Consider the following 16,641-nt stretch of genomic DNA (forward strand, 5'->3'; position numbering starts at 1 on the left):
GATCGAACTGCTGGCAATACTGAAAGAGAAAGATGTGCAGCTTGCCGTCAAGGGCGACCAACTGCTCGTCAGCGGCAAGCGGCAGTCCCTCACCGAGCCCGCCGTGCTGGCGATGTTGCGCGAGAACAAGGCGGCGTTGATCGAACTGATCAATGCCGGCGAGTATTACAGCGGCAAGGCCGATGAAGTGGAGGTTCCTGCTCAGGCGATTGCGCCGGGCTGCGAGCGCATCACGCCGGACATGTTGCCGTTGATAGCACTCGACCAGGCCGCCATCGAGACCATCGTGGCCCGCGTCCCTGGCGGTGAGCGCAATGTGCAGGACATCTACCCGCTGGCGCCCTTGCAGGAAGGCATTCTTTATCACCATATCGCCGCCGGGCAGGGCGACCCTTACGTACTGCAAGCACAGTTCACGATTGCCAGCCGGGAACGTTTCGACGAATTCACCACGGCCTTGCAGCAGGTCATCGACCGCCACGACATCCTGCGTACCAGCGTGGTATGGGAAGGCCTGGCCGAGCCGGTACAGGTTGTCTGGCGCAAGGCTGATCTGGTGCTCAGCGAAATCATCATTGACCCGGCCGCGGGCCCCGCCAGCGAGCAATTGCAACAACGCTTCGACCCACGGCATTACCGTCTCGATATCAGCCAGGCACCCTTGCTCCGGCTGGCCTTCACCCACGACGTGGTCAATCAGTGCTGGGTGGCGATGCTGCTGTTTCATCACATCGCCATCGACCATGCAGCCCTGGAACTGGTCCAGCACGAAATCCATGCGCACCTGTACGGCCAGGCCCACACCCTGGGCGAGCCGGTGCCTTACCGTAACTACGTGGCCCAGGCCCGACTCGGCGTCACCAACAAACAGCACGAAGGTTTTTTCCGCGAGATGCTCGGCGACGTCGATGAACCGACGTTGCCGTTCGGTCTGCACGATGTGCGCGGCGACGGCCATGGCGTCGAAGAAGCACACCAGACTTTGCCCATCGAGCTGAGCCAGCGTTTGCGGACTCAGGCCCGGCTGCAAGGAGTGAGCGCGGCGAGCCTGCATCACCTCGCCTGGGCACAGGTGCTTGGGCGCCTTAGCGGGCGTAATGATGTTGTGTTCGGCACGGTGCTGCTGGGGCGCATGCGCGGTGGCGAAGGGGCTCGCCGGGCATTGGGGATGTTTATCAATACCTTGCCGCTGCGGGTGGCCGTGGGAGAGCAGGACGTGCGCGCCGGGGTCAGGGCGACCCATGCGCATTTGACAGCGTTGCTCGGCCACGAACACGCCTCGCTGGCGTTGGCCCAGCGTTGCAGCGGCGTGTCCGCACCGACGCCACTGTTCAGCGCGTTGCTCAACTACCGCCACAGTTCCGCTGAGGCGGTGACTGGCCAGGCGGTTCAATTATGGGAAGGGATCGAGGTGAGGGGCGGCGAAGAACGCACCAACTACCCGTTGATTTTGTCCCTTGATGATCTTGGCGAAGGATTCAGCCTCAATGTTCAGGCGGTCGCCGGTATCGGCGCCCAGCGAGTTTGCGCGTATATGCAGACGGCGCTGGAAAGCCTGGTGCATGCGCTGGAGCAGACGCCGCAGGCGCCTTTGAGCCGCTTGCCGATATTGCCAGCCGATGAGCGTGAGCAGTTGCTGGTGGCGTTCAACGACACCGCACTGGATTACCCGCAGCAGCAGACCATCCATGGGATGTTCGAGGCCCAGGTCGAGCGCACGCCGGAAGGGGTGGCAGTGGTCCACGGCGAACAGCGCCTGACGTATCGCGAGCTTAACGAGCAGGCCAACCGCCTGGCCCACGCCCTGCGCAAGCAGGGTGTGCAGCCGGATTCCCGCGTCGGGATCTGCGTAGAGCGCGGTGCGGAGATGGTCGTCGGCTTGCTGGCGATTCTCAAGGCGGGTGGCGGTTACGTGCCGCTCGACCCGGCTTATCCAGCGGAACGTATTGCCTACATGTTGCAGGACAGCGCTCCGGCGGCCGTGCTGGCTCAAACCGCGACTCAGGGCCTGCTGGCCGACGTTTCGGTACCTGTCATCAATCTTGATCTTAGCGATTGGCAGGACCAATCCGTCCAGAATCCGCAGGTGCCTGGTCTGACTTCTGCGCATCTGGCGTACCTGATCTACACCTCCGGTTCGACCGGTCTGCCGAAAGGCGTGATGATCGAACACCGCAACACCGTTAACTTCCTGACCTGGGCGCACACCGCTTTCGACGCCTCGGCGCTGGAAAAAACGCTGTTCTCCACCTCGCTGAACTTTGACCTTGCGGTCTACGAGTGCTTCGCGCCGCTGACCTCGGGCGGCAGCATCGAAGTCGTCAAGAACGTGCTGGAACTGCAGCACGGCGAGCACGATATCGGCCTGATCAACACCGTACCGTCGGCGCTGAAAGCGCTGCTGGAAGTCAACGGCCTGCCGGAATCGGTGCACACCGTGAACGTGGCCGGTGAAGCGCTGAAACAAAGCCTGGTTGAATCGCTGTTCGAGAACACCGGCGTGCAGCGCCTGTGCAACCTCTATGGTCCTTCGGAAACCACCACCTACTCAAGCTGGGTGGCGATGGATCGCGACGACGGCTTCGCTCCGCACATCGGCAAACCAGTGGGCAATACACAGTTTTACTTGCTGGACGAGCAACAGCAGCCTGTGCCACTGGGTGTTGCCGGTGAAATCTATATCGGCGGTGCCGGTGTGGCGCGGGGTTATCTGAACCGCGACGACCTCACTGCCGAGCGCTTTGTCAAAGATCCGTTCAGCCCGCAGCCAGCGGCACGCATGTACCGCACCGGCGACCTGGGTCGCTATCTGCCAGACGGCAATATCGAATACCTCGGTCGTAACGACGATCAGGTGAAAATCCGCGGCTTTCGTATCGAACTGGGCGAGATCGATGCACGCTTGACCAAACACCCGGCGGTCCACGAAGCGGTGGTCATCGCCCGCGAAGATGTGCCGGGCGACAAGCGTCTGGTGGCTTACTACACGCTGGCGGCCGGGCACACCTCGGTGGACATCGACAGCCTGCGCGCTCATTTGCAGGAGAAATTGCCTGAATACATGGTTCCGGCCGTCTACATAGTGCTGGAAAAGCTGCCGCTGACCCCTAACGGCAAGCTAGACCGCAAAGCGCTGCCAGCGCCGGACAGTGAAGCACTGAGCAGTCGTGGTTATGAAGCCCCGCAAGGCGAAACCGAAACGCAGATCGCGGTCATCTGGCAAGACCTGCTGGGCGTTGCCCGGATCGGGCGTCACGACAACTTCTTCGAACTGGGCGGACACTCGCTGCTGGCGGTGAGCCTGATCGGGCGCATGCGTCACGTCGGTCTGAGTGCTGATGTAAAAACGCTGTTCAGTCAGCCAACCCTCGCCGCACTGGCCCGTGCCGTGGGCGGCGCTGAACCAGGCAACGGGGAAGTCAATGTACCGGCCAACCTGATTACCCAGGGTTGCGAACGCATCACTCCAGACCTGTTGCCACTGATCAGCCTGACCCAGGCGCAGATCGATCAGGTAGTGGCCTGCGTGCCCGGCGGCGCAGCGAATGTGCAGGACATCTACCCGCTGGCGCCATTGCAGGAAGGCATTCTCTATCACCATATCGCCGCAGAGCAGGGCGACCCTTACGTGCTGCACTCACAGTTCACACTGTCGGATCGTCAGCGTCTGGAAGCCTTTGCCAACGCGCTGCAACAGGTCATCGACCGCCATGACATCCTGCGCACGGCGGTGATCTGGCAGGGGCTGGACGAGCCGCTGCAAGTGGTCTGGCGCAAGGCCGAGCTGAGTATGGAACAGGTCCATCCGGACCCGCGCAACGGCGATATCGCACGCCAGTTGCGAGAGCGCTTCGACATTCGTCACTCGCGCCTTGATCTGACCAGGGCGCCACTGATGCAACTGGTGTTTGCCGAAGACGAAGCCTGCCAGCGCTGGGTGGTAATGCTGCGCTTCCATCACATGGCGCTGGACCACACTACGCTGGAGGTGGTGCGCCATGAGATTCAGGCGTATTTGCTCGACCAGCCCGACACCCTCGGCGCGGCCATACCGTATCGCAACTACGTGGCCCAGGCCCGCCTGGGTGTGAGCCGCGAGGAGCAAGAGGCGTTCTTTCACGACATGCTCGGCGATGTCGATGAACCGACGCTGCCGTTTGGCGTAAGCGATGTGCAAGGCGACGGTCAGCCGGTCAAAGAGGCCACCTGTGTGCTGCCGTCGACGCTGAGCCTGCGTCTGCGCGCCAGTGCCCGACAACTGGGGGTGAGTGCCGCCAGCCTGCATCACCTGGCCTGGGCTCAGGTGCTGGGCAGGGTATCGGGCAAGCAGGATGTGGTGTTCGGCACCGTACTGATGGGCCGTATGCTGGGCGGCGAGGGCACGGAACGGGCACTGGGGATGTTCATCAACACTCTGCCACTGAGGGTTGTCGTGAACGAACAGGGCGTGCGCGCCGGGGTCAGAGCGACCCACGAACGCCTGACCGAATTGCTCGGCCATGAGCACGCATCCCTCGCCTTGGCCCAGCGTTGCAGCGGCGTAGCCGCACCGACCCCGTTGTTCAGCGCCTTGCTCAACTACCGGCACAGCGCCCCGGCCAGCGTGTCCGAACAGGCCATGCAGGCGTGGCAGGGTATCGATGCCCTGAGCAGCGAAGAACGCACCAACTACCCGCTGACCCTGAACATCGATGATCTGGGTGACGGCTTCAGCCTCAATGTATTGGCGGTCGCGGACATCGATGCCCAGCGCGTCTGCGATTATATGCAGACGGTCTTGAGCCATCTGGTCGAGGCTCTTGAATCCGCACCGGATTCAGCCGTGTGCGGCCTGCCGATAGTGCCGGAAGCCGAACGCCAGCAACTGCTGGTGGCGTTCAACGACACCGCGCGGGATTACCCGCAGCAACAGACCGTGCATGGCCTGTTCGAAGCTCATGTGCGTAACAACCCGGAAGCTTGCGCCGCAATCCACGACGGCGTTGCCTTGAGTTATACCGAACTCAACACCCGGGCCAACCGTCTGGCCCGGCATCTGCTGGGGCTCGGCGTGCAGCCGGGTGACAGCGTGGCGATCCTGCTTGAGCGCAGCCTCGACCTGCTCGCCAGTCAGTTGGCAGTGCTCAAGTGCGCGGCGGTGTATGTACCGCTGGACATCCACGCACCGGTCGAGCGCCAGAGTTTCATGATTGAAGACAGCCGGGCGCGTGTCCTGCTGACTCACAGTCAGGTATCGCTGACAACCGGCGCACAGCGTGTTGACCTCGATGGCCTGACGCTGGAGCGTCTGAAAGGCACCGATCTGGCATTGCCGCCGCAGTCCAGCGAAAGCGTTGCCTACATCATGTACACCTCCGGCTCCACCGGCACGCCGAAGGGGGTGTTGGTGCCGCATCGCGCCATCAGCCGCTTGGTGATCAATAACGGCTACGCCGATTTCGATGCTCAGGATCGCGTGGCATTTGCCTCCAACCCGGCGTTTGACGCCAGCACCCTGGATGTCTGGGCGCCGCTGCTCAATGGCGGCTGCGTGGTGGTGATCGGGCAGCACGACTTGCTCTCGCCGCTGAATTTCCAGCGCCTGTTACTGGAACAATCGGTAAGCGTACTGTGGATGACCGCTGGATTGTTCCATCAATACGCTTCAGGTCTGGGCGAGGCCTTTTCGCGCCTGCGCTACCTGATTGTCGGCGGTGATGTGCTGGACCCTGCCGTTATTGGCCGGGTACTGGCGAACAATCCCCCACAGCATTTGCTCAACGGTTATGGCCCGACCGAAGCCACCACGTTCTCCGCTACCTACGAGATTGTGTCGGTCGGCAATGGCTCGATTCCTATCGGCAAACCCGTGGGCAACAGCCGTTTGTATGTGCTCGATAACCAAGGCCAACCGGTGCCGTTGGGCGTGCCCGGCGAGCTGTATATCGGTGGGCAGGGTGTCGCCAGGGGTTATCTGCACCGGGATGAGCTGACCCTTGAGAGATTCGTCGCCGACCCGTTCGACAGCGACCCACAGGCTCGCTTGTACCGCACCGGCGACCTGGTTCGCTGGCGTGCCGACGGCAACCTGGAATACCTCGGTCGCAATGACGAGCAGGTGAAGATTCGTGGTTTCCGTGTTGAACTGGGTGAAATCGAAGCACGTCTGGCCGAACACGCCGAGGTTCGCGAAGCCGTAGTGCTGTGCCGTCAGGATGCGCCCGGCGACAAGCGTCTGGTCGCTTATGTCACGGCGCAGCAGCCTGAAACTGCACTGGACATCGAACAGCTGCGCAGCCATTTGCAAGGCTTGCTGCCGGACTATATGGTGCCGGCGGCCTACGTGCAGCTCGATTCACTGCCGCTGACCGCCAACGGCAAGCTCGATCGCAAGGCCCTGCCAGTGCCGGATGCGCAGTCGCTGGTCAGCCGTGGTTACGAAGCACCGCAAGGCGAAGTGGAAAAACTGCTGGCCTCGATCTGGGCTGATGTACTCAAGGTCGAGCAGGTAGGGCGTCATGATCACTTCTTTGAACTGGGCGGCCACTCGCTGCTCGCGGTGACGCTGATCGAGCGCATGCGTCAGGTCGGCCTGAGTGCCGATGTGCGTGCGCTGTTCAGCCAACCGACCCTGGCCGCGCTGGCAGCAGCGGTCGGCGGCGGCAAGGAAATCGTAGTGCCGGCCAATCTGATTCCCGAACGCTGCGAATACATCACGCCTGACTTGCTGCCGCTGATCAGTCTGACCCAGGCGCAGATCGACCTGGTGGTTGCCGGGGTGCCGGATGGCGCGGCAAACGTGCAGGATATCTACCCGCTGGCACCCTTGCAGGCGGGGATTCTCTATCACCACCTCAGCGCAGAACAGGGCGACCCCTATGTGCTGCAATCGCAGTTCGCCTTTGAAAGCCAGGAGCGTCTTGACGATTTCGTCGTGGCCCTGCGACGGGTTATCCAACGCCATGACATCCTGCGTACCGCGCTGGCCTGGGAAGGACTCGACGAGCCGGTGCAGGTGGTCTGGCGTCATGCCAGCCTGATGCGCGAGCGTCTGCATCCGGACCCGCAAGGCCCTGATGTGTCTGCACAGCTGCATCAGCGTTTTGACGCCCGGCACTACCGTCTGGACATTCGTCAGGCACCGATGATGCGTTTGATCCATGCCTGGGATGAGCCCAACCAGCGCTGGCTGGCCTTGCTGCTGTTTCATCACCTGGCGCTGGACCACACCGCGCTGGATGTGCTGCGACACGAGATGCAGGCCTGCCTGCTGGGACAGCAAGCGCAACTGGGCGAGCCGGTGCCGTATCGCAACTATGTGGCTCAGGCGTGTCTGGGCCTGAGCCGCGAGGACCACAAGGCATTCTTCCGCGACATGTTGGGCGACGTCGACGAGCCGACGCTACCGTTCGGCCTGCAGGATGTGCAGGGCGACGGTCACGCTATCGAAGAGGCGACGCGGGTCTTGTCTGCGGCGCTGAACCTGCGTTTGCGGGCTCAAGCCCGGCAACTGGGCGTGAGCGTTGCCAGCCTGGCGCACCTGGCGTGGGCGCAAGTACTGGGTAAGGTGTCGGGCAAGCAGGATGTGGTGTTCGGCACCGTACTGATGGGCCGGATGCAGGGTGGTGATGGCGCTGACCGGGCCCTGGGGATGTTTATCAACACCTTGCCGCTGCGGGTTGCCGTAGGTGAGCAGGGCGTGCGGGCCGGGGTGCAGGCGACGCATGCGCGACTCACGGCATTGCTGGGCCATGAACACGCGTTTCTGGCACTGGCCCAGCGTTGCAGTGGCATATCCGCGCCGACACCGTTGTTCAGCGCCTTGCTCAACTACCGGCACAGCGCCGAGGCCCGGGTGTCCGAGCAGGCCACACTGGCCTGGCAGGGTATCGAAACCCTCGGTGGAGAGGAGCGCACCAACTACCCGCTGGCCTTGAATGTCGACGACCTGGGCGATGGTTTCAGCCTTAATGTGCAGGTCAGCGGCAACGTAGGCGCCATGCGGGTGTGTGACTATATGGAAACCGCGCTGGAGCAGCTGCTTCTGGCGCTGGAGCAGGACCCCGAAGCGCCGCTGAACAGCATTGCGATTCTTTCGGCTGCCGAACGGGAGCAGCTACTGGTCGGGTTCAATAACACCGCGCTGGATTACCCGCACCAGCAGACCGTGCATGGCCTGTTCGAAGCACAGGTCCGTAACAACCCGGAAGCTTGCGCCGCAATCCACGACGGCGTTGCCTTGAGTTATACCGAACTCAACACCCGGGCCAACCGTCTGGCGCGGCATCTGCTGGGGCTTGGCGTGCAGCCGGGTGACAGCGTGGCGATCCTGCTGGAACGCAGCCATGATTTGCTCGCCAGCCAGCTGGCAGTACTCAAATGCGCAGCGGTGTATGTACCACTGGACGTCAACGCTCCGGTAGAGCGCCAGGCGTTCATGATCGAGGACAGTCAGGCGAGTGTCCTGCTGACTCTCAGTCAGATGTCGCTGACAACCAGCACTCAGCGCGTCGACCTTGACCGCCTGATGCTAAACGGTCTGGATAACGATGATCTGGCGCTTGCGCAGTCCAGCGAAAGCGTCGCCTACATCATGTACACCTCAGGCTCCACCGGCACGCCGAAGGGGGTGTTGGTGCCGCACCGGGCAATTAGCCGCTTGGTGATCAACAACGGTTATGCCGACTTCACTGCGCAGGATCGCGTGGCGTTCGCCTCCAATCCGGCCTTTGACGCCAGCACCCTGGACGTCTGGGCACCGCTGCTCAACGGCGGCTGTGTGGTGGTGATCGGGCAGCACGACTTGCTCTCGCCGTTGAATTTCCAGCGCCTGCTGCTGGAACAGTCGGTCACCGTGCTGTGGATGACCGCCGGGCTGTTCCATCAATACGCCTCGGGTCTGGGCGAAGCCTTTCCACGCCTGCGCTACCTGATTGTCGGCGGCGATGTGCTGGACCCGGCAGTGATTGCACGGGTGCTGGCGAACAATGCGCCGCAACATCTGCTCAACGGTTATGGTCCGACAGAAGCCACGACATTCTCCGCCACCTACGAGATTGTGTCGGTCGACAATGGCTCGATCCCTATCGGCAAACCGGTGGGCAACACTCGCCTGTATGTGCTCGACAGCCAAGGCCAGCCAGTGCCGTTGGGCGTACCCGGCGAGCTGTATATCGGCGGGCAGGGCGTTGCCAAGGGCTATTTGAATCGGGATGAGTTGAGCACTACGCAGTTTGTCGTCGATCCGTTCAGTGAACAGATCGATGCGCTGATGTACCGCACGGGCGACCTGGTTCGCTGGCGCGCCGACGGCATCTTGGAATATCTGGGTCGCAACGACGATCAGGTCAAAATCCGTGGTTTCCGTGTTGAACTGGGTGAAATCGAAGCGCGCCTGGCCGAGCACGCCGATGTTCGTGAGGCCGTGGTGCTGTGCCGTCAGGATGTGCCTGGCGACAAGCGTCTGGTGGCTTATGTCACAGCGCAGCAGGCTGAAACTGCGCTGGACATCGAACACCTGCGCAACCATCTGCAGGGTACGTTGCCGGACTACATGGTGCCGGCAGCCTACGTGCAACTCGATACACTGCCGCTGACTGCCAACGGCAAGCTCGATCGCAAGGCGCTGCCGGCGCCGGATGCGCAATCGCTGATCAATCGTGGTTATGAAGCCCCGCAAGGCGAAGTCGAGACCCTGCTGGCAGCGATCTGGGCGGACGTACTGACGGTCGAACGGGTCGGTCGGCATGATCACTTCTTCGAACTGGGCGGTCATTCGCTGCTGGCGGTGATGCTCATCGAACGTATGCGTCAGGTCGGCCTGAGTGCCGACGTGCGTGCGCTGTTCAGTCAGCCGACCCTGGCCGCACTGGCGGCGGCGGTGGGTAGCGGTCGTGAAATTCACGTCCCGGCCAATGGCATTACAGCGGACTGTCAGCGGATTACACCGGACATGGTGCCGCTGGCAAACCTCGATCAGGTCGCCATCGACCGGATCGTTGCCACGGTACCCGGTGGCGTCGCCAACGTGCAGGACATCTACCCGCTGGCGCCGCTGCAGGAAGGTATCCTCTATCACCACCTCAGCGCTGAACGCGGTGATCCGTATTTATTGCAATCGCTGTTCAGCTTCGACAGCCAGGAGCATGTCGACGATTTTGCCCGCGCCTTGCAGTTCGTGATCCAGCGTCATGACATCCTGCGCACTGCGCTGATCTGGGAGGGCCTGGACGAACCGATGCAAGTGGTCTGGCGTCAGGCGTTGCTGACGCGCGAAAGCTTCGATGCCGACCCGCACGGTAGCGACATGGCGGCACAGTTGCACCAGCGTTTCGACGCCAGGCACCATCGCCTGGACATTCGTCAGGCGCCGATGATGCGTTTGATTCATGCCTGGGACGAGCCAAACCAGCGCTGGCTGGCGTTGCTGCAGTTCCATCACCTGGTCATGGACCACACCACGCTGGACGTGGTGCGCTACGAGATGCAGGCCAGCCTGCTGGGGCAGGAGGCGCAACTGGGCGCGGCGGTTCCGTATCGCAACTATGTCGCCCAGGCACGACTGGGCGTGAGCCAGGACGAGCATGAAGTATTCTTCAGCGACATGCTGGGCGACGTCGACGAGCCGACGCTGCCGTTCGGTTTGCAGCAGGTGCACGGTGACGGCCATGGCATCGAAGAGGACCAACTGGCGGTAGGTGCAGACCTCAGCCGCCGCTTGCGGGTCCAGGCCCGTCAACTGGGAGTGAGTGCCGCGAGCCTGGTCCACCTGGCCTGGGCGCGATTGCTGGGTCAGGTCTCGGGCCGTAACGACGTGGTGTTTGGCACCGTGCTGCTGGGCCGGATGCAAGGCGGCGACGGCGCCGATCGGGCGCTGGGGATGTTTATCAACACCTTGCCGCTGCGTGTGACGCTGGGCAGTCGCAGTGTCTGTGAAAGTGTCAGGGAGGTGCATGACAAACTGACCGCGTTACTCGGCCATGAGCACGCCTCGCTGGCACTGGCCCAGCGTTGCAGCGGCGTGGTCGCACCGGCGCCGTTGTTCAGCGCCTTGCTCAACTATCGCCACAGCAGCGTTGCCGTGACCGATGAGGCGCTGACGGCCTGGAATGGCATGCAATCGCTGGGCGATGAAGAACGCACCAACTATCCGCTGACCCTGAACGTCGATGACCAGGGCGAAGACTTCCTGTTGACGGTCCAGACTGTGCCTCTGATCGAGGCCGCACGGATCTGCGCCTATATGCAGCAAACCCTGAACAGTCTGGTCGATGCACTGGAACAGGCGCCGCAAACTCCACTGCACGCCATTTCGATACTGCCGCGCAAAGAGCGTACCCAGTTGCTCGAACAGTGGAACGAGCCTGGCCAGCACTACGCGAATGACACACCGATCCACCAGCAGTTCGAAGCCCATGCCGCAGAACGGCCGGACGCCGTAGCACTGGTGTTCGAAGCGCAGACCCTGAGCTACGGCGAGCTCAACGCACGTGCCAACCAGGTCGCTCATCGCTTGCTGGCGTTGGGTGTGCGCCCGGATGATCGCGTGGCGATCTGCGTGGAACGTGACCCGGCGATGATTATCGGCTTGCTGGGCATCCTCAAATCCGGCGCTGGTTACGTGCCACTGGACCCGGCTTATCCCCCTGAGCGCCTGGCCTACACCCTCGGCGACAGCACACCGGTGGCGTTGTTGAGCCAGCAGTCAGTGCAGCAAGCGTTGCCGGTGTCGCAAGTGCCGGTGATCTATCTCGACGATGCCGGTTTGCAGGACGAATCCGTCGACAATCCGCAGATTTCGGTCAAGCCCGACGACCTGGCCTACGTGATCTACACCTCCGGCTCAACTGGCCTGCCCAAAGGCGTGATGGTCGAGCATCGCAACGTTGCAAGGCTGTTCTCGGCCACCGAAGACTGGTTCGGTTTCAATGAACAGGACGTGTGGGCGCTGTTCCACTCGTTCGCCTTCGACTTTTCGGTCTGGGAAATCTGGGGCGCGTTGCTGCATGGCGGACGTCTGCTGATTGTGCCGCAGCTGGTCAGCCGTTCACCCGAAGACTTCTATAACCTGCTGTGCAACGCCGCAGTGACGGTGCTCAACCAGACACCGAGTGCGTTCCGTCAACTGATTACTGCCCAGGGCGAGAACCAGCAGGCGCATTCGCTGCGCCAGGTGATTTTCGGCGGTGAAGCGCTGGAAACAGCGATGCTCAAGCCGTGGTACGCCCGCAACGTGAATGCTGGTACACAGTTGGTAAACATGTACGGCATCACCGAAACGACCGTGCATGTGACCTATTACCCATTGCAGCCTGAAGATGCCCTGCGCGTCGGCGCCAGCCCGATCGGCACGCGTATCCCGGACCTGCAGCTTTATCTGCTCGATACCTGTGGCGAACCGGTACCGGTCGGCGTAGTCGGCGAGCTGTACGTGGGCGGGACCGGTGTGGCGCGCGGCTACCTGAACCGTGAAGCACTGACGGCCGAGCGTTTCATCGATAACCCGTTCAGTACGGTGCCGGGCACGCGCCTGTATCGCACCGGCGATCTGGGGCGCTGGCTGGCCGACGGCACCCTGGAGTACCTGGGCCGTAACGACGAACAGGTCAAGATTCGCGGCTTCCGCATCGAGCTGGGTGAAATCGAAGCGCGTCTGGCTGAATATCCTGACGTCCGCGATGCCGTTGTGTTGTGTCGTGAGGACGTGCCCGGAGACAAGCGTCTGGTGGCCTATGTCACGACGCTGCACCCGGAAAGCCTGCTGGACATCGAAACCCTGCGCGAGCATTTGCAAGAGACATTGCCGCAGTACATGGTGCCGGCAGCCTACGTGCAGCTCAATGCACTACCGCTGACCGCCAACGGCAAGCTCGACCGCAAAGCCCTGCCAGCGCCCGACCGCTCGGCGCTGGCCAGTCGTGGCTACGAAGCGCCCGAGGGCGACACCGAGATGGCCATTGCGCGGATCTGGCAAGACCTGCTGCAACTGGAGCAGGTCGGTCGGCATGACCATTTCTTCGAACTGGGCGGTCACTCGCTGCTGGCCGTGAAATTGATCGAGCGCATGCGCCAGATCGATCTGGTTGCCGACGTGCGCGTGCTGTTCAGCCAGCCGACCCTGTCTGCCCTGGCGGCAGCGGTGGGCGGCAAGGAGGCCGTCGAGGTACCCGCCAACCTTATTCCCGCCAACTGCGAGCGCATCACCCCCGACATGCTGCCACTGGTCTCACTGAGCCAGGAAGACATCGACCGTGTGGTGTCCAGCGTGCCCGGCGGTCTGGCCAATGTGCAGGACATCTACGCGCTGGCGCCGTTGCAGGAGGGGATTTTGTATCACCACCTTGCCGCGGCCGAGGGTGATCCATACCTGCAATACGCACTGTTTGCCTTTGACAGCCTCGAGCGTCTGCACAGTTTCGCCCAGGCGCTGCAAGGTGTCATAGCGCGGCACGACATCCTGCGCACCGCGGTGCTTTGGGAGCGCCTCGATGCAGCGGTGCAAGTGGTCTGGCGTGAAGCGCCACTGTGCCTGGATGAACAGCTGCTGGACCCGGCCGATGGCAACATCGCCGAACAGTTGCTCAAGCGCCTGGACCCTCGTCATACGCGGCTGGACATCCGTCAGGCGCCGATGCTGCGCATCGGCTATGCACAGGACACGGTGAACAACCGCTGGCTGGGCATGCTGTTGTTCCACCACCTGGTCGACGATGCCACGTCATTGCGCATACTGAGCAGCGAAATCGAGGCGCACATGCTCGGTCAGCAAGCCTCGCTGCCGCCGTCCGTGCCTTATCGCAACTACGTGGCCCAGGCCATGCTTGGTGTCAGCCGCGAGGAGCACGAGGCGTTTTTCCGCGACATGCTGGGTGACATCCATGAACCGACGCTGCCGTTCGGTCTGCAGGACGTGCAGGGCGATGGTCGCGGTATCGAGGAAGCGCGCCAGTCGCTCGATATCGACCTGAGCCGACGCCTGCGCGTGCAGGCCCGCCAACTCGGGGTCAGCTCCGCCAGCCTGTATCACCTGGCCTGGGCCCGTGTGCTGGGCGCTGTGTCAGGCAAAGAGGATGTGGTGTTCGGCACCGTGTTGCTCGGTCGCCTGCAGGGCGGCGCCGGGTCCGACCGTGCCCTGGGAATGTTCATCAATACCTTGCCGCTGCGGGTCACGCTGGGCGAGCAGGGCGTGCGCAGTGGTCTGAAAGCCACTCACGCACGACTCAGCGGGCTGCTGGCCCATGAACACGCCTCGCTGGTACTGGCCCAACGTTGCAGCGGTGTACCCGCTTCGACGCCACTGTTCAGTGCCTTGCTTAACTACCGGCATGTCGCCGCCGAGGTCAATCAGCAGACGTTCGATGCCTGGCAGGGCATCGACAACCTGCACGGCGAGGAACGCACCAACTATCCGCTGACCCTTTCAGTAAACGATGAAAGTGTCGGCTTCAGCCTGACCGTCCAGGCCATTGCCTGCATCGACGCACAACGCGTCTGCGCCTATGTGCAGACTGCGCTGGAAAAACTAGTCAGTGCACTGGAGCAGTCCGGCGAAGTGCCGTTGGCCGGTTTGTCGGTTCTGCCGGCAGCAGAGCGTGAGCAACTGGTGCTCGGGCTCAACGCTACCGAGCTGGATTATCCGCATGAGCAGACCATCCATGGGCTGTTCGAAGCGCAGGTGCAGCGTACTCCGCAAGCGCTGGCAGTGGTCCATGGCAAGCAGCGCATTACATATCGCGAGCTTAACGAGCAGGCCAACCGCTTGGCGAATGCCTTGCGCAAGCAGGGCGTTCAGCCGGATTCTCGCGTCGGCATCTGCGTTGAACGCGGCGCGCAAATGGTCGTCGGCTTGCTGGCGATCCTCAAGGCGGGGGGTGGTTATGTACCGCTGGATCCGGCCTATCCGGCGGAGCGGATTTCGTACATCCTGCAGGACAGCGCGCCAGCGGCGGTGCTGGTCCAGGCGGCGACCCGGCATTTGCTGGCAGGCGTTTCGGTGCAGGCCATCGACCTTGATGATCAGAGCGCCTGGCAAGACGAGCCGGTACAGAATCCAGACGTCGAGGGCCTGAGCTCGGCACATCTGGCGTACCTGATCTACACCTCCGGTTCGACCGGCTTGCCGAAAGGCGTGATGATCGAGCACCGTAACACCGTTAACTTTCTGACCTGGGCCCACCATGCTTTCAACGGTTCGGCACTGGAAAGGACGTTGTTCTCCACCTCGCTGAACTTCGACCTCGCAGTCTACGAATGCTTCGCGCCGCTGACGTCGGGTGGCAGCATCAACGTGGTGAAAAACGTCCTTGAACTGCAACACGGCGAACACGATATCGGCCTGGTCAACACCGTGCCGTCAGCGCTGAAAGCGCTGCTGGAAATCGACGGTTTGCCAGAGTCGGTCCACACCGTAAACGTCGCCGGCGAAGCGCTCAAGCGCAGCCTGGTGGAAAACCTGTTCGAAAAAACCGGCGTGCAGCGGCTGTGCAACCTTTACGGACCGTCTGAAACCACCACCTACTCAAGCTGGGTCGCCATGGATCGCGAAGACGGCTTCGCTGCGCATATCGGCAGGCCGGTGGGCAACACCCGGTTCTACCTGCTGGACGAGCAGCAACAGCTCGTTCCACGCGGCGTGCCAGGTGAAATCTATATTGGCGGGGCCGGTGTAGCCCGCGGTTATCTGAACCGCGATGATCTGACCGCCGAACGCTTCCTCACGGACCCGTTCAGCCTCACACCGGGGGCGCGGATGTACCGCACCGGCGACCTGGGTCGCTACTTGCCGGATGGCAATATCGAATACCTGGGGCGTAACGACGATCAGGTGAAGATCCGAGGTTTTCGTATCGAACTGGGCGAGATCGATGCGTGTCTGGCCAAACACTCAGCGGTACACGAAGCGGTGGTCATGGCCCGTGAAGACGTGCCGGGCGAAATCCGTCTGGTGGCGTATTTCACACCGACCGACCCGGCAGTGATAACGGATAGCAGCAGTCTGCGCACGCACCTGCAAGGGCTGCTGCCGGACTACATGCTGCCGGCCGCGTATATGCCGCTTGATGCGTTGCCGTTGACGCCGAACGGCAAGCTCGACCGCAATGCCCTGCCAGTACCGGACAGCAGCGCATTTGCCTCGCGAGCCTACGAAGCCCCGGTGGGTGAGGTGGAGATCAAGCTGGCAGCGCTCTGGGCGGAGCTGCTCAATGTCGAAAAGGTCGGGCGTCATGACCATTTCTTCGAGCTGGGCGGGCATTCATTGTTGGCAGTGACCCTGATCGAACGCATGCGTCAGGCGGATCTGGAAGCTGACGTGCGAGTGCTGTTCGGTCATCCGACGCTTCTTCAGGTGGCGGCCTCGGTGGGGCAGGTCAAGCGGGTGGAGGTACCGCAGACGAAGATCCCGATGCTCAATCGCAAACGCCGTATCTGAAACCACGGCAACTGCCCGGCCGATCGGTAATCGGTCGGCCGGTTGCCTTTCGCCTTGAAGCCCTTCTCAAGACCTCCTCTCAAGGTCGGTTCGCAACCTCCCGATCCGTATCCGCCTGACTGAACGCCCCTGTATCACTGCGTCGACGTCACGCTCAAGTCTTGTCCCAGCTTCCCACGACAGACAGTCGCCCATGGATGCTCTAATTTTTGCGGCGTGTGGGAAGCACGGCG

1 protein-coding gene is annotated in these 16,641 nt (G+C 62.3%); it reads left to right on the top strand.

Going from position 1 to position 16,641, the window contains the following annotated elements; genetic code table 11:
* Positions 1-34 precede the first annotated feature (34 nt).
* The gene (sypB, locus tag QRN50_RS21930; RefSeq protein ID WP_285427612.1) at positions 35-16,408 is read left to right on the top strand and encodes a syringopeptin non-ribosomal peptide synthetase SypB; all 16,374 of its coding nucleotides are present in this window, start codon (positions 35-37) and stop codon (positions 16,406-16,408) included.
* The last annotated feature ends 233 nt before the right edge of the window (positions 16,409-16,641 follow it).

Origin of the sequence: Pseudomonas sp. MEJ108, from assembly GCF_030208985.1 — a bacterium.
Classification (GTDB): domain Bacteria; phylum Pseudomonadota; class Gammaproteobacteria; order Pseudomonadales; family Pseudomonadaceae; genus Aquipseudomonas; species Aquipseudomonas fragariae.